Raw genomic sequence first — 20,237 nt, forward strand, 5'->3', positions numbered from 1 at the left:
CCCGGACACGAGAGTCCAACCCCGGCGATGGCGAAACGGCCTTGACTTCGGCCACATCTCCGCAGAAAGAGCCGGGGCTTCACGATTGATTTGGCTTGCGGCTCACGAGCACACAAGCCAAGCCATTGAAGAAGCTGCAGTTCTTTTCGCGACCGCAACCTCGCTTCGCTTCTCCAGCCCCGTCCGCCTATATTGAGTTGATGCCAGACCAGATGCGCAGCTATCTCGACTTCGAAAAGCCCGTCGCCGAGCTCGACTCCAAGGTCGACGAGTTGCGCACGCTCGCAGCTTCCGGCACCGACATCGCCGAGGAGATCGGGCGGATCGAGGACAAGGCTTCGCAAGCGCTGGCCGACCTCTATGCGAACCTGACGCCGTGGCAGAAGACGCTGGTGGCGCGGCACCCGCAGCGGCCGCATTTCAACGACTTCATCAAGGGCCTGATCACCGAGTTCACGCCGCTGGCCGGCGACCGCAAATTCGGCGAGGACGAGGCGCTGGTCGCCGGCTTCGGCCGCTTCCGCGGCGAGCCGATCTGCGTGATGGGCCAGGAAAAAGGCGATTCCACCGAGAGCCGCATCCGGCACAATTTCGGCATGGCGCGGCCCGAAGGCTATCGCAAATGCGTGCGGCTGATGGAGATGGCCGAGCGGTTCGGTCTGCCGGTGCTGTCGCTCGCCGATTCCGCCGGCGCCTATCCCGGCATCGGCGCCGAAGAGCGGGGACAAGCCGAGGCGATCGCGCGCTCGACGGATGCCTGCCTGGCGCTGACCGTGCCGAACGTCGCCATCATCACCGGCGAGGGCATGTCGGGCGGCGCCATCGCCATCACCACCGCCAACAAGGTGTTGATGCTGGAGCACGCGATCTACAGTGTGATCTCGCCGGAAGCCGCCTCCTCGATCCTGTGGCGCGACGGCACCAAGGCGCAGGAAGCCGCCAACAACATGAAGATCACCGCCCAGGACATGCTCCGCTTCGGCGTGATCGACAGCATTTTGAAGGAGCCGGTCGGCGGCGCCCACCGCGATCCCGCCGCCATGATCGCCACCACCGGCGATGCCATCGCCAAGGCTTTCGACGAGCTCCGGGGCCTCGACGGCGACGCCATCCGCAAGCAGCGGCGGCAGAAATTCCTCGATATCGGCCGGAAACTGGGCTGATTCGGCCCGAACAAGCGCACCGCTGAAGGAGCGCTGCGCTGCATCGGGGCGCGAGACCCCTTGGTGGCCCGCTGGTAACCCCGCGTTAACCCTTTTTTTGCCCAAATCGGCGATCTCTGTTCCAATCCGGCCGAAAGGCCCAAGTAAGGCCCAAAGTCGCGTCCATTTAGTCTTCGTTGACCATGCCACTCGGCCAACGGGCTCGTGATCCCCGCTCGGGTTGCGACCACATGACCCAGAGGTTAGAATTTTAATCAATGGCTTCAGGGCATAAGCGCTGGGGCGTGGTCTGAAAAGCCCGTCACGACGGGTCTGGTTCGCCGGTCAGATCATGCTCCAAACGATTGGGGTCGCGCTTTCTGCCCGGCACGGTGTGGGGTCCATCTTGATTTCTCGTTCGCTTGCTCGGGCGCTCTTGGCTTCGGTTGCGCTGATGACGGCCGGCGTTCTGCTGACCGGCTGCGACACCGACCAGGTCTCGCTCGCGACCAACGCCAAGGCCAACCAGCCGGTGCCGCCAAAGCTGCTCGCCGCGATGACCGAGAAGGACATGGATCTGCAATCGCCGATCCTGGTCCGCCTGTTCAAGCAGGAGGCCGAGCTCGAAGTCTGGAAGCAGACCCGAAGCGGCCAGTTCGCGCTGCTCAAGACCTATCCGATCTGCCGCTGGTCGGGCGATCTCGGCCCCAAGGTGCGCGAAGGCGACCGCCAGGCGCCGGAAGGATTCTACTCGATCAATCCGAGCCAGATGAATCCGCAATCGGCCTATTACCTGTCCTTCAATACCGGTTACCCGAACGCGTTCGACAAGGCGCTCGGGCGCACCGGCTCGCAGCTGATGGTGCATGGCGATTGTTCTTCGCGCGGCTGTTACGCCATGACCGACGAGCAGATCGCCGAGATCTATTCGCTAGGGCGCGAATCCTTTTTCGGCGGCCAGAAGGCGTTCCAGCTCCAGGCCTATCCCTTCAAGATGACGCCGGTGAACATGGCCAAGCACCGGAACAATCCGAACATGCCGTTCTGGAAGATGATCAAGGAGGGCTATGATCATTTCGAGGTGACGCGGCAGGAGCCGAAGGTCGATTTCTGCGAGAAGAAGTACGTGTTCGATGCAGCCAAGCCGGCGGACGCCAAGCGCGACCCGGTGTTCGACGCCTCGGCAAAATGCCCGGCCTATGTGATCCCCGAAGACATCGCTCGCGCCGTGCGTGAGAAGCAGGCGAAGGACGAGGCCGAATACGCAAAGCTCGTCGCCAAGGGTACGCCGGTGGCACGGATGAACACCGGCATTGACGGCGGCATGAACAAGATTTTCGCGGCGAAGATTCCGGAAGGCTCGACCGGCCTGTCGGAGGGCGCCGAAGGCACCACGCTCCAGATGCTGGCCATGGCCAAGGCGCCCGGCACGATTCCGGGCCACGTCAACCCGCCCAAGCCGAACCTCGATGCGGCCGCGTCCGCGCCTGCGCCGCAGGACGAGCCGCTCACAGCTAGCAGCGCGCCCGCGACCAGCACCCGCGTCGCCTCGGCCGCTCCGAGCGAGAAATCACAAGAAAAGTCACAAGGCGGCTTCTTCTCCAACCTCGGCCGCAAGATGGGCCTGGGTACCGCCGACACCACGGCGACCACGCCTGCGCCGCAAGCCACGGCGTCCGTGGCGCCGACCACGACGACCCCGCCCATGGCCGCGTCGAGGCTGAAGGCCGCAGTGACCCGCTTCGTGCCGGGGCATGACAAGTCCAAGGATGCGGCGAAGGAAGCGCCGAAGGCAATCGTAGCCGCCAAGCCGGCCAAGCAGCCCGATACCCGCCTCGCCGCAACCCGCCCGGCGTTGAAGCCGTCAGTGTCGGATGGGGCGGCTGACAGCGGACAGATGGCCGGCGCCGCGCCGGTGGTGCAGTCGAGCTCGTTCGACAGCCGCTTTGGGGCGGTGAAGTAGGGCGGCGCTTCGCGCAATCCAAGGTCCATCCCAGACCAATGCTGTCATTCGCCGCGAAGGGTGAGAGCGCCACGCTCCGGCGAGAGCCTACGGAGCCAGATACCGCATCAGCTCCGGATTGCCCCTCACCTCCGCCGCCTCGCCTTGCAGCGCGACCCTGCCGCGATCCAGCACGTAAGCGTAGTCGGCGACGCGCAGCGCCAAGTCGAGGTGCTGCTCGACGATAATGACGGCGATTGTCTTCGCGAGTTCGATCAGGCGCTCGGTGATCTCCTCGATCACGCCGATCCAGACGCCCTCGGTCGGCTCGTCGAGCAGCAACAGCTTGGGATCGCCCAGCATGGCACGGCCGATCGCAAGCATCTTGCGTTCACCGCCAGAGAGCGTGCCGGCGGGCTGGTCGAGGCGCTGGCCAAGTTTCGGGAAGATGGTCAGCACGCGGTCGACCGCACTGGCGTCCTTGTTCGCGAGCGAGCCGACGGCGAGATTGTCCCGCACCGACAGGCGCGCGAACACCGAATGCTCCTGCGGGACATAGCCGATGCCGGCGCGCACGCGCTCCTGGGTGGCGCGGCGGCTGATGTCGCGGCCGTCGAAGGCGACCTCGCCCTTCCAGGCCGGCAGCTCGCCGACGATGGTCTTCATCAGCGTGGTCTTGCCAGCGCCGTTGCGGCCGAGCACGGCGACGCCGCCGCGCCAGGGGATGCCGAGGCTGACGCCGAACAGCACCTGGCTGCGGCCATAGCCAGCATCGAGATGCTTGATGTCCAAAAATTCAGGCACGGCGCAGATAAATCTCCTGGACGGCTTTGTTGGCCTGGATCTCGGACACCGTGCCTGATGCCAGCACCCTGCCCTGGTCGAGCACGGTGAGGCGATCGCAGATGTCGCGGATGAAATCGAGGTCGTGCTCGACGATGACGAGCGAGCAATGCTGCTTGATCGGCTCGAGCAGTTCGCCGGTGACGCGGCGCTCCTCGAGGCTCATGCCGCCGGTTGGCTCGTCCAGCAGCAGGAGTTTTGGCTTGCCCGCCAGCGCCATCGCGATCTCCAGCCATTGCTGCTGGCCATGCGACAGCGCGGCGGCCGCATCGAAGGCGCGGTTCGCCAGACGAAACTGCGTCAGCATGGTCATGACCTGGTCGTGCAGCAGCCTGCGCGTGCGCGAGAATACGAGATCGAACAACGAAGACTGCGCCTGCAGCGCAAGCAGGATGTTGTCGTACAGGGTCAGCGACGGCAGCACGGACGTGATCTGGAATTTCAGGCTCATGCCGGCGCGGGCGCGCTCGGTCGGCGTGAGAGCGGTGATGTCAGTGTTGACGAAGCTCACCTTGCCCTGCGTCGGCACTTCGGCCCCGGCGACGCACTTCATCAGCGTGCTCTTGCCGGAGCCGTTCGGTCCTATCAGCCCGTGAAACTCGTTTTCGCCGACGCTGAGCGCCGCGCCATCGAGCGCGGTGAGCTTGCCAAAGACTTTGCTGATGCCGGAGGCTTCAAGGAGCGGCATTGCGCTTCTCCTTGGGTTTGGCACCGAAGCTGCCGACGCGTTCACGCTCGCCGAGGACAAAGCTGATCAAGCCGAGCGGCCGGAACAGGATCACGAGCAGCAGCAACAAGCCCAGAATGATTGGCCAGATGTCGCGGTAATTGTCCGACAGCCAGAAGCTGACGCCTTCGACGATGACGGCGCCGATGACGGCGCCGATCAGCGTGCCGGAGCCGCCGAACAGCACGTAGAGCACCACCTGGGTCGAGACCACGACACCGACCATGTTGGGCCAGACGAAGCCTTCATGGAAGGCATAGAGGCTGCCGGCCAGCCCGGCGATGGCGCCGCCGATGGTGAAGACGATGGCTTTGAGATGCTGCGCCTTGTAGCCGAAGAAGGCGATGCGTTGCTCGTTCTCGCGCAGGCCTGCCAGCGCAAGGCCAAACTGCGAGCGCACCAGGAAGCGGCAGAGCAGGTAGACCACGACGAGGATGCCGAGCACGAGATAATAGAAGGCCGGCCCTTCCGAGAGTTCGTATGAACCAAGCGACATTGGCGCGATCGAGGGGATGCCGTTCTGACCGCCGAGATAGTACCAGCCGCGCGCCAGGCGGTCGGCCGCGTAGGAGCCCGTCAGCGTGCCCAGCGACACGAAGATCACGCTGGAGGGATGCCGCCCCAGCAACAGAAAGCCGCCGAGCAGCAGCGCGAAGGTCAGGCCGATCAGCGTGCCCGCCGGCAGCACCAGAAACATGTTGGTGATATCGAGGTCGCGCGCGAGCAGCGCGACGCCATAGCCGGCCGATCCGAAGAACAGGGCCTGACCGAAGCTCATGATCCCGGCATAACCCCAGACGAGGTCGAACGACAGCGCGAACAGCGCGAGGATGATCACGCGCGTCGCGAACACGGTGAGGTAGTCCTGGAGCACCAGCGGCGCGAGCAGTGCCGCGACCAGCACGACGCCCTCCACGATCGGCAGGACTTTTCGTCCTGCCCCGGTTTGTTTCCTGGCCCGTCCCGCTGCCACGCGTTCAGCCATCGCGTCGTCCGCTTCGTCGCCGGCGATGGCCTCTCTTACCCCGCTCATCGGCTTCCCATTCCGCCTCAGCATTCCTTGGGATCGACAAGCCCGTCGCTACGAGCAACGATCTCATAATTGCCGCTCTTGGCCACCGCGGTATACATCTTCATCTTGCAGTGCCGCTTGCCCGGCACCATCTCGGCAGGTCCGCCGGGGCCTTCAGCGATCTTGGCATGGTCGAGCGCGCCGGCGACGGACTCGCGGTCGACCTTGCCGGCCTCCTTGACCGCTGCTTCCCACAGCTTCAGGCCGCGATAGGTGCCGGTGGCGGCGCTGCCGGCGGCGAACAGGAAGTTGCCCGGGAAATCCTTCTCGTAGGCCGCCTGGATCTTTGCGTCGAAGGGGCTCTCCTTGGTCAACACCTTGAAATAGTCGAGGCAGCTTGCGAGCCCCTCGATCTCGGCGGCCTGATTGATGTTAAGCGTGTTCTCATCATAGTAGACGCAGGCCAGGCGCCCGCCGTTTTTGAGGAATCCGGCTTCATAGAGCTGCTTGAAGAACGGCCCGACGCCAGGCGGAATGACAGTGTTGAAGACGACGTCGACCTTGTTGGAGATGATGCGGTTGACGGTCGCGGAGAAATCGACCTGGTCGAGCGGATAGTATTCCTCGAACACGACCTCGCCGCCGTTCGCCTCGATCACCTTGCGTGCATAGACGTTGAGCGTGTGCGGCCAGACATAATTGGCGCTCGGCAGCGCGAACTTCTTGCCGCCGTTCTTGATCAGCCAGGGGATGAACTCGTCACATTGCTGCGCCGGCGTCGGCCCGGTGCAGAACAGGTAGGGCGTGCATTCCTTGCCTTCATAGAGCTGCGGATAGATGTAGAGCGTCTTGCCGCGTGCCACGATCGGATCCTTGATCGCGTTGCGCATCGAGGAGGTGATGCCGCCCAAGACCATGTCGACCTTGTCGCGCTGGATCAGCTTGCGGACGTTGCCGACGGCGACGGATTCGTTGGAAGCGGTGTCCTCGATATAGAGCTCGAGCGGCCGGCCGAGCAGGCCGCCGGCGGCATTGATCTCCTTGATCACCATCTTGGCGACATTGGCATCGGCATTGCCGGCATAGGCGATCGGGCCCGTGAGGTCGGTGGCGATGCCGACCTTGATCGGGGCTTCGGCCGCATTGGCCCAGGGAGCCGGAATCACCCAGCTGCCGACGCCGGTTGCGACCGCACCGGAGGCAAAAGCAAAATTGGAGAGAAAGCGGCGCCGTGAGAGCTGAGTGCGATCGAACATGTGACTAAACCCCTTTTCCTGCGATGAGGCCCTGCGGACGGAATTTGATGAAGACAATGGCGAGCACGAAGACCAGCACGTCGGCGACGACGGGCGCCATCACCCACGGCAGCGCCGCGCTGAGCGTGCCGATGACGCCCGCGCCTGCGACCGGTCCGATGAAGGAGCCGACGCCGCCGACCATGACCGCGACAAAACCCTGGATCAGAAAGCGCAGGCCGAGATCGGCAAACAGGCTGAACACCGGCACGATCAGCGCACCGGCAAGGCCGGCAAGCGCTGCGCCGAACGCAAACGTGGCGCCGTAGATCAGCGGCGTGGAAATGCCCGACGCGCGTGCCAGCGACGGATTCTCCAGCGTGGCCCGCACGCGCAGGCCAAAGCTCGTGCGCGACAGCAGCAGATAGCAACCGCCCATCACCAGGAGCGTGATCACGATGATGGTGAAACGCCAGGCCGAGATGTGCATGGCGCCAATGTCGAGCGAGCCGCCGATCGGCTCCGGCACGGTGAGGTAGAAGCCGCCGATCAGTCCGCGCACGGATTCCCGGATGATGAGACCGAGCGCATAGGTGCCGAGCATGGCGACGATGGGCGCGGCATAGAAGCGGCGGATGATCAGCGCCTCCAGCACGAAGCCGAGCGCGCCGACCACGAAAGGCGCCGCAGCCATGCCGGCCCAGATCGGCAGCCCCTTGGCGTAGGCGAGATAGGTGATGTAAGCCCCGAGCAGGACGAACTCGCCTTGCGCGAAGTTGAAGATGCCCATCATGCTGGCGATGATCCCGAGCCCCAGCACGATAAGGACGATGATCGCGCCAAAGCTCAGGATCTCGAACGCCGCGACGAACGCGTTAGCCATGCGTTGCGTTTCCGTTCGCCTGCATCGAAGCCTCGCTCACATTTTTTTCCAGTCGCCGATCTGCTCGAAGGCATGGGCGGCGCGGTAGATCGTGGATTCCTCGAACATGCGGCCGACCAGCATCAGGCCGACGGGCAGGCCGTCGACCATGCCGCAGGGCAGCGACATCGCGGGATGATGGGTGATGTCGAAGGGCGCGGTGTTGGAGATCATCTCGAGCGCGCGGGCTACGTATTCCTCGCGGCTGGCATTGGGCTCCGGCAGCTTGGTCGCCTTCATCGGCGTGGTTGGCATCAACAGCAGATCGTAGTCGCTGAAGGCCTTGTCATAGGCCGCGGTGAGCCGGCGGGAGATGTTGAGCGCCTTGCCGTAGAAGCGTGGGCCGAAATTGTTGTTGATGTAGGTGCCGAGCATCATGAACAACTTCGTGGTCTCGGACAGCGAGTCGGCCTGCCGGCGCCAGCCGCGGTGAAAATCCATCAGGGAGGTCGAATAGAGATCGCCGCGGCTGAGGCCGTAGCCGTCGCCGAACATCATGGTCTGGGTCAGGCCTTCGGTGCCGATCGGGGTCCAGATCGCGCCGCCCAGGAGGTGCATCGGGATCGATACCGTCTCGACGCTGGCTCCAAGATCCTTGAAGCGTTTTGCCGCCTCGCGCACGCTTTCATTGACCGCCGCCTCTGCGGCCGGCTGCTCAAAGCCTTCCTTGACGATGCCGATCTTCATCCCTTTGACGCCCTGGCCGAGCGCCTTGGTGTATTCCTCGACCTTCGGCGCCTTGATGCGCGGATCGTAGCCGTCGTCGCCGGCGAGCACTTCGAGCAGCAGCGCGTTGTCGGCGACCGTCGCAGTCATCGGCCCGGTATGATCGATGTAGATCTCGATCGGCATGATCCCGGTATAGGGCACGAGGCCCCAGGTCGGCTTCATGCCGTAGATGCCGCAGAACGAGGACGGCATGCGGATCGAGCCGCCCTGATCGCCGCCGATCGCCATGTCGACCTCGCCGAGCGCAACCACGACGCCAGAGCCTGACGACGAGCCGCCGGCCGAGTAGCCCATCTTGTGCGGATTATGCACTGGCCCGTACGAGCCGGTGTGGCTGCCGCCAGACAGGCAGAAGTGCTCGCAATGCACCTTGCCCTTGATCTCGGCGCCGGTATCCAGCATGCGCGTGACGATCGTGGCGTCGAAATCGGGCACATAGCCTTCCAGCGTGGACGACCCGTTGGTCATGGGAACGCCGGCCAGCATGATGTTGTCCTTCAGCGCGACGGTCTTGCCCTTGAGCTTGCCGCTGGCGGCGCCCTTTACGGTCGACTTGCGATACCAGGCATTGCGCGGGTTCTCTTCGGCCGAGGGCCGGTAGCCCGGCGTGCGCGGGTATTTCACCTCCGGCACCTCGTCCGGCATCGCGGCGACGAGATTGTAGGCTTCGATCGAGCCCTGCATCAGGCCGCGGAACGAGGCGACGTCGTCGTCGGTCAGCGAAAGGCCGCACTGCTCGGCGACGCTGCGAAGCTGGGCTGGCGTGGGAAGAACAACTGTCACGGCGCTCTCCTCAAAGGCTTCTTGATCCCTGGCGTGGACGGAAGCCGCCTGGTCCCGCGCCTGCACAGCGCGGGACCAAATCGGCATCGCGTCGATATTACAGACAGAAATATTTTCCTTTTCAAGTATTATTTCGAAAATCCGCCAGCACCCTCGACAATCTCGTTTTAGACCGGCTTGATCAGCTTGAAATCGAGACCGTCAGCCTCGGCGAGATACATCTGCATCCGGGCGTGACCGTTGCGAACGGTGACCGGCCCGCGCGCGCCGCCATAAACGATGTTGCGCCCCGCCGCGAGCATCGGAGCCATGGACAACGAACCTGCCTTGTTCGCGACGGCTTCGAGGAAACGCAGGCCTTCGTAACTGGACTGGCCGAGCGAGCCGATCGGCGGAGCGTTTGGTCCGAACATCGCGCGATAGCGGATCTGGAAGTCGTCGTTGCTCCGCGAGCCGATGCCCGGGAAATAGCCGGAGGCGCAGAACATGTTCTCGCTGTTGTCGGCGCCGATGCCGAGCAGGACCGTCTCGTCCATCGCGCCGGCCAGCCGCAGCGTCGTCGCGGCAAGCCCGCATTCGCCGAAGGCACGGTTGAAGGTGATGCTGTCGGTGCCGATCAGCGAGATCAGCACGACATCCGGCCTCGCGGCGCGGATGCGCGCCAGATGAGGCTGGTGATTATCCTCGCCGAGGGGAACGAACTCCTCGCCGACGACAAGGCCGCCGGTTTCGTTGATGTAATTCTTCACGGCGCGATGCGACTGCCAGGGCCAGACATAGTCGCTGCCGATCAGGTACCAGCGCGACGCGTTCTTGACCTCGGCGAGCCAGTGGATCGAGGGCCGGCTCTGCCAGCGCGGCGTCTCACCGATCGCCATCACGCCCGGCGTGCACTCACCGCCTTCATAGACCGGCGTATAGATGTAGGGGATGCGATGACGCGTGGTGACGTCGCGCAAGCCGACACGGACCGCGCTGGTGTGCAGCCCGACGATGAGGTCGACCTCGTCGAACGCGATCGCCTGCTCGGCGCGGTTCAGCACCTCGTCGAGCGGTCCGCCAGCGTCGTAAATGGAAAGCTCGATTTCGCGCCCGAGGATGCCGCCGCGCTTGTTGATCTCGGCAACCGCGAGCTTGGCGCTGTTGGTCGCACAGGGGCCCCAGACTCCAGGCGAGCCGGTGCAGCAGATGAAGCCGCCGATCCGCAGCTTGTTCGCGCGGCGCCGCTTGAAGAAGGCGTGATCCCTGGGCGACAAGACACCATCAGCCGCCGATGACGACAGATTCCTGAACAGCAAGGACGGCGGCAACGCCGGGCCGCCGTGAGCCGGGAAGTTCACCGTCGCGCGCACGCCAACTCCTGTCTGGGACCAGACTTGAAAGCACATTGAGCAGGCGGCCGCGGCTTCCGCCCTTTTGTTGGGCAATGATCCTATTTTGAAAATATTGAATATTCAACAATTGAAGTGCATATAGATGCGGCATTGATTGCAAGACATTCACTCATTTGGGTCAAGACGAAGTCTTAGCCGTGGCAAAATCCTCGAAAGAAAACTCACCGATCACCGATCACCTCGCCTATCTGCTCGCGCAAGCCAACCGGGAGATCAACCGCCAGCTCGAGCTGCGGTTGAGCAAGGAGGGCGTGCCGGTCGAGCAATGGCGCATCCTGAAAGTGCTGTCGGATGGCAACGGCCATTCGATGGGCGAACTCGCCGATGCCGTGCTGCTCAACCATCCGACATTGACCAAGATGATCGACCGCATGGTCTCGGACACGTTGGTCTACCGCGTGCAGGATCCGAACGACCGCCGCAAGGTGCTGATGTTCATCTCCGACCGCGGCAAGGTGCTGAGCAAGAAGCTCAACTCGCTTGCGGTGGACCAGGAGGAGCACATCCTGGAGAGCTACGGCGACAAATCGACGAGTGAGCTCAAGCGGCTGCTGGAGAGCTTGATCGACAGCTCGAATTGAGGGCTGATTAAGTTCGGCTTCTTAAAGCACGTCGTCCTTGACAAGCGAAGTTCTTGGCAACGCGCAGCGTTGTCCGGGGCGGAGGGCCGATCCAGGGCCCATTACCACCGCATTTACTTGGCGAAGACTGGCGGTTGCCTGCGTCGCGCCGCGACTTCCCCTGGGTAATTGGCTTCGCCAGGACGACGGTGGGGTGAGAGCTGGGCGCGTCACGCTCAACTGTCATCGCCCGCCTTGTGCGCACTTGCGCACTGCAACAGGCGATCCAGTATTCCGGAGACGGTCGCGATTGAGCCGAGAAGCCGCGGCGTAATGGATCGCCCGATCAGTCGGGCGACGACAGTCGAGAATGAGGCGCCGGTGTTGCGCCCCACTAATACATTCAAGCCTTACGCGTACCTGCCGTGGCAGTGCTTGTACTTCTTGCCCGAGCCGCACGGGCAGTCCTCGTTGCGGCCGATCTTGCCCCAGCTTGCCGGATTCTTGGGATCGCGAAGGGCGGCATCAGTGGCCTGCGCTCCCAGCGAGACGCTGGCGATCGCCATTTCGTCTTCGCCGGTGTTCGGGTCGAACTTGTGCGCCTCCATCGGCGGCAGCAGCGGGGCTTCCTGCTCCGGCGGGACGATCTCGACGCGCATCAGCTGCGCGGTGACCGCCTCGCGCAAATGTGCGCTCATCTCCTGGAAGAGATTGAAGGCCTCAGTCTTGTACTCCTGCAAGGGATCGCGCTGGCCGTAACCGCGCAGACCGATGACCTGGCGCAGATGGTCGAGCATGATCAGGTGCTCGCGCCAGAGATGGTCGAGCGTCTGCAACAGAATGGTCTTTTCGACGTAACGCATCACGTCGGGCCCCCATTGCGCGACCTTGGCCGCCATGTGCTCGTCGGCTTTGGTCTCAATGCGGGTCAGCAACTCCTCGTCGGCGATTCCCTCTTCCTTGGCCCATTCGTCGACCGGCAGGTCGAGATCGAGCACGCGCTTCAGCTCGTCCTTCAGGCCCGCCACGTCCCACTGCTCGGCATAGGCATGCTCGGGCACGTGCTTGGCGACGAGATCGTCGATGAAAGCGTGGCGCATGTCGGTGACGGTTTCGACAACGCTCTCGTCCTTCATCAGCTCGACGCGCTGATCGAAGATCACCTTGCGCTGGTCATTCTGGACGTTGTCGAACTTGAGCAGGTTCTTGCGGATGTCGAAGTTGCGCGCCTCGACCTTCTGCTGCGCCTTCTCCAACGCCTTGTTGATCCAGGGATGGATGATGGCCTCGCCCTCTTGCAAGCCGAGACGCTGGAGCATGCTGTCGAGACGGTCCGAGCCGAAGATGCGCATCAGATCGTCTTCGAGCGACAGGAAGAATTTCGAGCGGCCGGGGTCACCCTGACGACCGGAACGGCCGCGGAGCTGGTTGTCAATGCGGCGGGATTCGTGCCGCTCCGAGCCGATGATATAAAGGCCGCCCGGCTTCTTCACGGTCTTGGCCGGCTTGCTCCCCTTCGCCGGCTCGATCTCGATGGTCTCCTCGGCCTTCAGCACGAGATCGCGGAAGTGCGCGATGTCGGCCTTGATCTGATCGATCTTCTTGGCTTTCTCGGCCTCGTCCTCGATGCCTGCGGTCTCCTGCTGGATGCGCATCTCGAGCGAGCCGCCGAGCTTGATGTCGGTGCCGCGGCCGGCCATGTTGGTCGCGATGGTGATCGCACCGGGCACACCCGCTTCGGCGACGATATAGGCTTCCTGCTCGTGGAAGCGCGCGTTCAGCACCGCGAACAGCTTTGCCGGCTTGCCGGCGCGGGCCGCAGCATAGAGCTTGTCGAGCGCGTTCTCCTTGCCGAAATCGATCTGCTTGTAGCCGTTCTTCTTGAGGAATTCGGCGAGCACTTCCGACTTTTCGATCGAGGCGGTGCCGACGAGCACCGGCTGGAGCCGCGAATTGGCACGCTCGATCTCGGCGAGGATCGCGCCGTATTTTTCCTGCTGGGTGCGGTAGACCTCGTCGTCCTCGTCGAGGCGCGCGACCGGCAGGTTGGTCGGGATCTCCACGACCTCGAGCTTGTAGATGTCGAACAATTCGTCCGCTTCGGTCGCGGCCGTGCCGGTCATGCCCGCGAGCTTCTCGTACATGCGGAAATAGTTCTGGAAGGTGATCGAGGCCAGCGTCTGGTTCTCAGGCTGGACCTGGACGTGCTCCTTGGCCTCCAACGCCTGATGCAGGCCTTCCGAATAGCGGCGGCCCGGCATCATGCGGCCGGTGAACTCGTCGATGATGACGACCTCGTTGTCGCGGACGATGTAGTCCTTGTCGCGCGTGAACAGCGTATGGGCGCGCAGCGCCTGGTTGATGTGGTGCACGACCGAGACGTTCTCGACGTCGTAGAGCGACTCGCCCTTGAGCTGGCCGGCGTCGCGCAGCAAGGTCTCGATCTTCTCCATGCCGGCTTCGGTGAGCGTCACTGTGCGCTGCTTCTCGTCGACGTCGTAATCGGTCTTGTCGAGCTTGGGCAGGAACGAATCGATGGTGTTGTAGAAGTCGGAGCGGTCGTCGAGCGGGCCGGAGATGATCAGCGGCGTGCGCGCTTCGTCGATCAGGATGGAGTCGACCTCGTCGACGATGGCGAAGAAGTGCGGCCGCTGGACCATGTCCTCGAGCCGGTACTTCATGTTGTCGCGCAGATAATCGAAGCCATATTCGTTGTTGGTGCCATAGGTGATGTCGCAGGCATAGGCCGCCTTGCGTTCGGCATCGTCGAGGCCGTGCACGATCACGCCGGTGGTCATGCCGAGGAAGCCGTAGATCTGACCCATCCAGCCGGAGTCGCGGCGGGCGAGATAATCGTTGACGGTGACGACGTGGACGCCCTTGCCGGCGAGCGCGTTGAGGTAGACCGCGAGCGTCGCCACCAGCGTCTTGCCTTCGCCGGTCTTCATCTCGGCGATGTCGCCCTCGTGCAGCACCATGCCGCCGATTAGCTGGACGTCGAAATGGCGCTGGCCGAGCGTACGCTTGGCCGCCTCGCGTACTGTGGCGAAGGCGGGCACCAGGAGGTCGTCGAGCGTCTTGCCCTCGGCGAGCTGCTTCTTGAACTCGGCGGTGCGGGCCTTGAGCGCTTCGTCAGAAAGTTTCGAGACTTCGGGCTCCAGCGCGTTGATCGCGTTGACGCGGGACTGATATCCCTTCACCCGCCGGTCGTTGGCGGAGCCGAAAAACTTGCGGGCGAGCGCGCCGATCATGCCTAGTTCCTGTGTTCGCGATTTAACCGCGTTGCAGCCAAGAAGTTGTCACCCGCCTGCCTATCAACTCACCGTGACGCCGATGGCGCCTTCAGCCCGGACTGCGGGGTGGTCCGCCATATGGGTGGGAATTGAGCAAGTCTGGGTTCAACGGCCAAAAACGCAGCAAAATAAACGCTATCGCCATGGACGCGACCGGCCAGAGATATGGCCGGCCCCTAGCCTTGTCAACGGCGGCCGCATTGCGGCTAATTCATCATTTTGACAGACTTTTCGCGTTGCCAAGCCCCCCTGAATTGGGCGAGTGTCCGCCCCGCTCGAGCAGCCCCCCTGCTTCAACATAAGGATTTTCCATGACCACCTCGTTCCCGGTAACCACCGGCCAGCGTTTCCGCCATGCGTCCGCCCTGGCCGGCTGCCTCGCTTTGGCGCTGTCCCTGGCGTGCGCCGGGCCGCTCCGCGCCGCCGACGATCCGGTGCTGGCGAAGGTCAATGGCGCGGAAATCAAGAAGAGCGACGTCGCCATGGCCGAGGAAGAACTCGGACCCAGCCTGGCCCAGATGGACCCGGCGACCAAGGACGAGAACGTCCTGTCCTTCCTGATCGACATGAAGATCGTCAGCAAGGCTGCCGAAGACAAGAAGGTCGCCGACAGCGAGGAGTTCAAGAAGCGCCTGGCATTCGCCCGCAACCGCCTCCTGATGGACAGCCTGCTCGCGGGCGAGGGCAAGGCCGCCACCACCCCCGACGCCATGAAGAAGGTCTATGACGAGGCCTCCAAGCAGATCACCGGTGAGCAGGAGGTGCGCGCCCGCCACATCCTGGTCGAGACCGAGGACGAGGCCAAGGCGGTGAAGGCCGAGCTCGACAAGGGCGCTGATTTCGCCGAGCTTGCCAAGAAGAAATCCAAGGACCCGGGCTCTGCCGACGGCGGCGACCTCGGCTTCTTCACCAAGGAGCAGATGGTGCCGGAATTCTCGGCCGTCGCCTTCGCGCTCGAGCCGGGCAAGATCTCCGACCCCGTGAAGTCGCAGTTCGGCTGGCACATCATCAAGGTCGAGGAAAAGCGCAACCGCAAGGCGCCGGACTTCGAGCAGGTGAAAACCCAGATCGAGAACTACGTCACCCGCAAGGCCCAGGCCGATTACGTCGCCAAGCTGCGTGCCGAGGCCAAGGTCGAGCGGCTGGACCAGCCGGCAGCGGACGCCGCCAAGTCGGACGCCAAGCCGTCTGACAGCAAGATGGCGCCGCCGGCGAAGAAGTAAGAATTTGCTGTCACTTCGCTGACGCCAAGAGTATCTAAGCATCGCAATGGCCGGGCATCGCCCGGCCATCTGCATGTCAGACCCCACCAAGGCGCCCCCCGCGATGTCTTCGACCGTCTCCCCGCTCGCCCCAAAAACCGTTCCCGACATGCCCGTGATCGCAGGCGTCCGTCTTGCGACCGCCGAGGCCGGCATCCGCTACAAGAACCGCACCGACGTGCTGCTGGCGGTGATGGACAAGGGCACGGCCGTGGCCGGAGTCTTCACCAGGTCGAAATGCCCCTCCGCGCCGGTCGAATGGTGCCGCGCCAAATTGAAGGGCGGCAAGGCTCGCGCTCTGGTCGTCAACTCCGGCAACGCCAATGCCTTCACCGGCAAAACCGGCCGCGCCTCCACCGCGCTGACCGCGAAGATCGCGGCGAAGGCCGTTGGGTGTAGCGAGAGCGAGATTTTTCTCGCCTCGACCGGCGTGATCGGCGAGCCACTGGACGCGACCAAGTTCGATGGCGTGCTCGGCCGCCTCGCCGAGACCGCCGAGCCGGACGATTATCTCGCCGCGGCCAAGGCGATCATGACCACCGACACCTTCCCGAAGGTCGCGACCGCGACCGTCAAGCTCGGCAAGGCCAAGGTCACCATCAACGGCATGGCCAAGGGCGCCGGCATGATCGCTCCCGACATGGCGACCATGCTGTCCTTCATCTTCACGGACGCGCCGATCGCGCCCGCCGCGCTGCAAGCCCTGCTCAAGAGCGGCGTCGAGGACACCTTCAATGCAGTGACGATCGACGGCGACACCTCGACCTCGGACACGCTGCTCGCCTTCGCGACCGGCGCCGCCGCGAAACATGGTGCGCCGAAGATCGACCGGGCCAGCGATCCCAGGCTGAAGGCCTTCGTCAAGGCATTCAACCAGGTGCTCGCCAATCTGTCCGAGCAGGTGGCCCGCGACGGCGAAGGCGCACGCAAGCTGGTCGAGATCACCGTCGAGGGCGCCAAGACCAAGGCCTCGGCGCGCAAGATCGCGATGTCGATCGCCAACTCACCGCTGGTCAAGACCGCGATCGCCGGCGAGGACGCCAACTGGGGCCGCGTGGTGATGGCGGTCGGCAAGGCCGGCGAGCCGGCCGATCGCGACAAGCTCTCGATCTCCTTCAACGGCATTCGCGTCGCCAAGAGCGGCGCGCGCGATCCGTCCTATGACGAAGCGCAGGTCTCGGAGGCGATGAAGGCACCGGAGATCGCGATCAAGGTCTCGCTCGGCCTTGGCAAGGGCCGCGACCGCGTCATGACCTGCGACCTCACCAAGGAATATGTCGCGATCAACGGCGACTACAGGTCCTGAATCTTCCGTCATTGAGGTGCGAGGCGCGCAGCGCGCAGCGATGCACGCCTTCCCTCGACGGATGAACGGCCGCGCTACCGCCGCACGGGGAGAACTGGGCCGCCGTTCCCCTGCGAGGGCCGCTGAAGAAGCGGCCGTCTCACGATGACGGCGATGGAGGTCTGCTTCATCTCACCCGGAGATCCGCGCGTCGGCGACCGCCTTCTTGAACAACGCATTCATCGCTTCGGAGATGCCTTGCGTCGGGCTGACCTCGAAATACAGGCCCGGCGAGGCGCAGCTCTGCATGTTCTGCGCGATCTCGCTGTTCGGCGACGGCCCATAGGGGCCAGCATTAAATGGATTGATCCATTTCATGTACCAGCTGTTGGTGGGCAGCGCGAGATACGTCGTGTACAAGACCGCAACCTTGACCCCGCGATCCCTCATGGCCTTGCACAGCAACGGGTCGAGCGGCGACTGGCATCGTGTGCTGCCTGAGAGCGGCTTCAGGCAGGCGGTGTTGCTCTCGTCAGCGACCCCGTCGGATACGAAGAACAGATATTTGAGCGGGCTGGATGACGTGCCGGGGCCGGGTGAACTGATCTCCTTGTCGATCGCAGGAAATATCGCGGTGAATGCCGTGTCCTGATCGCCGTTCTCGTTCTGACCGTTCACCGACATCAAGTCGATCTTGCCGGCCGCCGACTTCGCGCTGGAGAGCGACGCCGACAGCGAGAACAGATTGCGCAGACCGAGCGTGCTTGCGGAGCCGCCGAAATCATAGATCGCCATCCTGAACTGGTTTGAATAGGTTTCGGTTGCGCTCGCCGTGTCCATCAGCGACTGCGTGGCACTCCGAAGCACGTCGATCCGGGTGGTCACGCCGAGCTTCCTGGCAAGGTCGTAATAATTGTTCTTGTCCTTGAGATCGTGGCAGGCGAACGCGCACTTGTCCGACGTGTTGTTGACCATCGTCTGCACGTCGCCGGGCGTCGCGCCGACGCCCATCGAAGGCGAGTTGTCGAGTAGCAGGTAGAAGTCGATATAGAGCGGCATGCTGGCCGTCGCGGTCGACGTGCCGCTCACGGTCAGCGCGGTCTTGCCGATCACGCCGAGAAACATGGTGTTCAGCTCGGCGCTGAATGAGACCGTGGACTTGACGGTCGAGCCGCTCTTGACCACCGTCGGCGTGATGTTCTTGAGCGTGTAGCCGGTCAGGTTGGCGCGGTTGGCATCAAAAATGTTCTGGGCATCGGTAACGCCGACGGAAATCGGGCCGTCCGAGGTCATCGTGCCCGCGGCGGCAAAGGCCGGCGAGGACTTGGCCACCGAGCCGACGCTGGCCGCATCGGCCGCGCCCTGAAGCTTGGAGCGGATCTGCGTCGCACGAGAGTAGTCGACCGCACAGCCGACCACCGTGATCAGCGGCACGCAGCAGAGTGCGAAGATCACCGCGATATTGCCGCGCCGGTCGTGGACGAATCGGCGGATGATGATGCCAATGGCAGCGCGCATGGAGCGGGACCCGGAATGGTTTCAGCGTTTCCACTCTAGGAACCGTCGATTAAATATGACTTATGGAGGCCGGAGAACGCGGCCCCACGCGGGGTTAACGAACCGTTGCGAGCGATCCTTCAGCAAACGACATGGGCATGGCCGATCTCAAACTCACACTGGTGGTGGCCTGCGCGCTGGTCGACGCCGACAAGCGCGTCCTGATCGCGCAACGCCCCGAGGGTAAGGCGCTGGCCGGCCTTTGGGAATTCCCGGGCGGCAAGCTCGAGCCCGGCGAGCGGCCCGAGCAGAGCCTGATTCGCGAGCTCCACGAGGAGCTCGGCATCACGGTCGCCGAGCCGTGCCTGGCCCCACTGACCTTTGCGAGCTACGGCTACGAGACCTTTCACCTGTTGATGCCGCTCTACATCTGCCGCCGCTGGGAGGGGCAGGTTACGGCGCGCGAAGGCCAGGCTCTGGCCTGGGTCCGCGCCAACAAACTGCGCGATTACCCGATGCCGCCCGCCGACATCCCGTTGATCCCGCATTTGATCGACTTGCTGATGTGAGCTCGGGGAGCCATCACGCTCTCAGCCTCATGCCTAGCTGTCTCAGGCATCCACGATCTTCGTGCCGAGCTGAATGACGTTGATGGCCGTGTCGAGCACGGCCATGACGGGAGAGACAGCCTATATTTCTCTCGCCTTCTTCACCGCCTCGGCGAGGCTCGCCTTGGCCGAGCCGGGCTTGAGCGGCTGCTGCTGGCTCGCATGCGGGGCCCAGCCGGAGAGCCAGATGATATCGAACGTCGCACGGACGCGGCCGTCGGCATCGGCGAAGCGTTCGGCATAGATCTCGGCCATCCGCAGCAGCGTCGTGCGACGGCTCGGCACGCGCCGACGCTCGATCAGCACATTGGCCGCACCCATGCGGCGAAGATCCTGCATCAAAGCAAACGCATTGCCATAGCGTGCCACCACACGGTCGACGTCGGTGACCGGCAGCGCAAAGCCCGCGCGCTGTAACAGCGCGCCGATGTCGCGCAAGTCCGCGAACGGCGCGACGCGCGGCGACACGCCGCCTTCGCATTCGGCTTCGGCGGCCGCAAACGCCTGACGCAGCTCGGTCAGGCTGTCGCCGCCGATCATGGCGGCGAGCAGCAACCCGTCCGGCCTCAGGGCGCGACGAATTTGCGCGAGCACACCCGGCAGGTCGTTGACGAATTGCAGCGCCAGCGCCGAGATGATGAGGTCGCGGCTCTCCGGTTCGAAGAGCAGCTTCTCCTCGCCGGCCGCACCCGACGCAATCCGCTCGATCGAACGTAGGCACGACCGCAACGTCGTGAGACCCTCGCCGGGTGTCCATAGATCCACCGCCGCATGAAATTCCCGCGTCACCGCGGCCAACCGGTCGGACATATCCTCGGCCACGCGATCGAGCAGGAAGGTGACCGGGCCTTGCGCAAGTGCGCGTTGCTGCCGTGCATGCAGCAAGGCGCGGTCGAACAAAGCGGGCGGGGTTTGCGGAATTTGGGCCATGCCGCTGGTTACGCCGATCATGCTGGCTATTGCAATCGGTCTCGTGTCCCGAACGCGGTGCGGCACGAATTGG

Annotated in this window: 16 protein-coding genes; 6 read left to right on the forward strand and 10 right to left on the reverse strand. The window is 63.8% G+C overall.

From position 1 onward, the window contains the following. Positions 1 to 200: 200 nt before the first annotated feature. Both IVA96_RS10285 and IVA96_RS10290 read left to right on the forward strand, forming a co-directional pair. Positions 201 to 1,163, forward strand: a complete 963-nt coding sequence (locus IVA96_RS10285) for an acetyl-CoA carboxylase carboxyltransferase subunit alpha (protein ID WP_247276289.1) — start codon at positions 201 to 203, stop codon at positions 1,161 to 1,163. Between the two features lie 433 nt (positions 1,164 to 1,596). After that, the gene (locus tag IVA96_RS10290) at positions 1,597 to 3,105 is read left to right on the forward strand and encodes a murein L,D-transpeptidase family protein (protein ID WP_247416999.1); all 1,509 of its coding nucleotides are present in this window, start codon (positions 1,597 to 1,599) and stop codon (positions 3,103 to 3,105) included. Between the two features lie 87 nt (positions 3,106 to 3,192). Here IVA96_RS10290 and IVA96_RS10295 read toward each other — a convergent pair whose 3' ends face one another. The 7 genes from IVA96_RS10295 to IVA96_RS10325 form a co-directional block, all read right to left on the reverse strand. Next, a complete protein-coding gene (locus IVA96_RS10295; RefSeq protein WP_247276287.1) occupies positions 3,193 to 3,888 on the reverse strand; it encodes an ABC transporter ATP-binding protein in 696 nt (231 codons plus the stop codon). Continuing rightward, positions 3,881 to 4,615 (reverse strand): ABC transporter ATP-binding protein, encoded by a 735-nt coding sequence (locus tag IVA96_RS10300; RefSeq protein ID WP_247276286.1) that lies wholly within the window; start codon positions 4,613 to 4,615, stop codon positions 3,881 to 3,883. Before IVA96_RS10300 ends, IVA96_RS10295 begins: the two co-directional genes overlap by 8 nt. Beyond that, on the reverse strand, positions 4,602 to 5,687 hold the full coding sequence (locus IVA96_RS10305; RefSeq protein ID WP_247276285.1) for a branched-chain amino acid ABC transporter permease: 1,086 nt from the start codon (positions 5,685 to 5,687) through the stop codon (positions 4,602 to 4,604). Before IVA96_RS10305 ends, IVA96_RS10300 begins: the two co-directional genes overlap by 14 nt. A gap of 17 nt (positions 5,688 to 5,704) precedes the next feature. Then, the gene (locus tag IVA96_RS10310; protein ID WP_247276284.1) at positions 5,705 to 6,922 is read right to left on the reverse strand and encodes a substrate-binding protein; all 1,218 of its coding nucleotides are present in this window, start codon (positions 6,920 to 6,922) and stop codon (positions 5,705 to 5,707) included. A 4-nt stretch (positions 6,923 to 6,926) separates the two neighbouring features. After that, positions 6,927 to 7,784, reverse strand: coding sequence for a branched-chain amino acid ABC transporter permease (locus tag IVA96_RS10315; protein ID WP_247276283.1), 858 nt, complete (start codon positions 7,782 to 7,784; stop codon positions 6,927 to 6,929). A gap of 36 nt (positions 7,785 to 7,820) precedes the next feature. Further along, positions 7,821 to 9,335 carry an amidase gene (locus tag IVA96_RS10320; protein ID WP_247276282.1) on the reverse strand — a complete coding sequence of 505 codons (1,515 nt, stop codon included), beginning with the start codon at positions 9,333 to 9,335 and terminating at the stop codon, positions 7,821 to 7,823. Positions 9,336 to 9,502: 167 nt separating this feature from the next. Then, positions 9,503 to 10,687 carry a substrate-binding domain-containing protein gene (locus tag IVA96_RS10325; RefSeq protein WP_247276281.1) on the reverse strand — a complete coding sequence of 395 codons (1,185 nt, stop codon included), beginning with the start codon at positions 10,685 to 10,687 and terminating at the stop codon, positions 9,503 to 9,505. Positions 10,688 to 10,866: 179 nt separating this feature from the next. Here IVA96_RS10325 and IVA96_RS10330 point away from each other — a divergent pair, with 179 nt between their 5' ends. Continuing rightward, entirely contained in the window at positions 10,867 to 11,310 is a 444-nt protein-coding gene (locus IVA96_RS10330) for a MarR family transcriptional regulator (RefSeq protein WP_247276280.1), read from the forward strand. A 389-nt stretch (positions 11,311 to 11,699) separates the two neighbouring features. Here IVA96_RS10330 and secA read toward each other — a convergent pair whose 3' ends face one another. Further along, on the reverse strand, positions 11,700 to 14,540 hold the full coding sequence (secA, locus tag IVA96_RS10335; RefSeq protein ID WP_247276279.1) for a preprotein translocase subunit SecA: 2,841 nt from the start codon (positions 14,538 to 14,540) through the stop codon (positions 11,700 to 11,702). 353 nt (positions 14,541 to 14,893) lie between these two features. Here secA and IVA96_RS10340 point away from each other — a divergent pair, with 353 nt between their 5' ends. Continuing rightward, positions 14,894 to 15,805 carry a peptidylprolyl isomerase gene (locus tag IVA96_RS10340; RefSeq protein ID WP_247276278.1) on the forward strand — a complete coding sequence of 304 codons (912 nt, stop codon included), beginning with the start codon at positions 14,894 to 14,896 and terminating at the stop codon, positions 15,803 to 15,805. 103 nt (positions 15,806 to 15,908) lie between these two features. After that, a complete protein-coding gene (argJ, locus tag IVA96_RS10345) occupies positions 15,909 to 17,150 on the forward strand; it encodes a bifunctional glutamate N-acetyltransferase/amino-acid acetyltransferase ArgJ (RefSeq protein WP_247276439.1) in 1,242 nt (413 codons plus the stop codon). A gap of 171 nt (positions 17,151 to 17,321) precedes the next feature. Here argJ and IVA96_RS10350 read toward each other — a convergent pair whose 3' ends face one another. Further along, positions 17,322 to 18,647: a TadE/TadG family type IV pilus assembly protein gene (locus IVA96_RS10350; protein ID WP_247417004.1), complete on the reverse strand. Its 1,326-nt coding sequence runs from the start codon at positions 18,645 to 18,647 to the stop codon at positions 17,322 to 17,324. A gap of 137 nt (positions 18,648 to 18,784) precedes the next feature. On the opposite strand from IVA96_RS10350, the gene mutT reads away from it, so the two are divergent. After that, a complete protein-coding gene (gene mutT, locus IVA96_RS10355) occupies positions 18,785 to 19,195 on the forward strand; it encodes an 8-oxo-dGTP diphosphatase MutT (RefSeq protein WP_247276276.1) in 411 nt (136 codons plus the stop codon). A gap of 120 nt (positions 19,196 to 19,315) precedes the next feature. On the opposite strand, the gene IVA96_RS10360 is transcribed toward mutT, so the two are convergent. After that, a complete protein-coding gene (locus tag IVA96_RS10360) occupies positions 19,316 to 20,185 on the reverse strand; it encodes a methyltransferase domain-containing protein (RefSeq protein WP_247417007.1) in 870 nt (289 codons plus the stop codon). Positions 20,186 to 20,237: the final 52 nt, after the last annotated feature.

Origin of the sequence: Bradyrhizobium sp. 159, from assembly GCF_023073795.1 — a bacterium.
In the GTDB taxonomy this organism is placed as follows: domain Bacteria; phylum Pseudomonadota; class Alphaproteobacteria; order Rhizobiales; family Xanthobacteraceae; genus Bradyrhizobium.

Coding starts and splice junctions, on each gene's coding strand:
- IVA96_RS10290 (WP_247416999.1), top strand. CDS start 1,597: ATGACGGCCGGCGTTCTGCTGACCGGCTGCGACACCGACCAGGTCTCG.
- IVA96_RS10300 (WP_247276286.1), bottom strand. CDS start 4,615: ATGCCGCTCCTTGAAGCCTCCGGCATCAGCAAAGTCTTTGGCAAGCTC.
- IVA96_RS10285 (WP_247276289.1), top strand. CDS start 201: ATGCCAGACCAGATGCGCAGCTATCTCGACTTCGAAAAGCCCGTCGCC.
- IVA96_RS10310 (WP_247276284.1), bottom strand. CDS start 6,922: ATGTTCGATCGCACTCAGCTCTCACGGCGCCGCTTTCTCTCCAATTTT.
- mutT (WP_247276276.1), top strand. CDS start 18,785: ATGGCCGATCTCAAACTCACACTGGTGGTGGCCTGCGCGCTGGTCGAC.
- IVA96_RS10360 (WP_247417007.1), bottom strand. CDS start 20,185: ATGATCGGCGTAACCAGCGGCATGGCCCAAATTCCGCAAACCCCGCCC.
- IVA96_RS10305 (WP_247276285.1), bottom strand. CDS start 5,687: ATGAGCGGGGTAAGAGAGGCCATCGCCGGCGACGAAGCGGACGACGCG.
- argJ (WP_247276439.1), top strand. CDS start 15,909: ATGTCTTCGACCGTCTCCCCGCTCGCCCCAAAAACCGTTCCCGACATG.
- IVA96_RS10350 (WP_247417004.1), bottom strand. CDS start 18,647: ATGCGCGCTGCCATTGGCATCATCATCCGCCGATTCGTCCACGACCGG.
- IVA96_RS10315 (WP_247276283.1), bottom strand. CDS start 7,784: ATGGCTAACGCGTTCGTCGCGGCGTTCGAGATCCTGAGCTTTGGCGCG.
- secA (WP_247276279.1), bottom strand. CDS start 14,540: ATGATCGGCGCGCTCGCCCGCAAGTTTTTCGGCTCCGCCAACGACCGG.
- IVA96_RS10340 (WP_247276278.1), top strand. CDS start 14,894: ATGACCACCTCGTTCCCGGTAACCACCGGCCAGCGTTTCCGCCATGCG.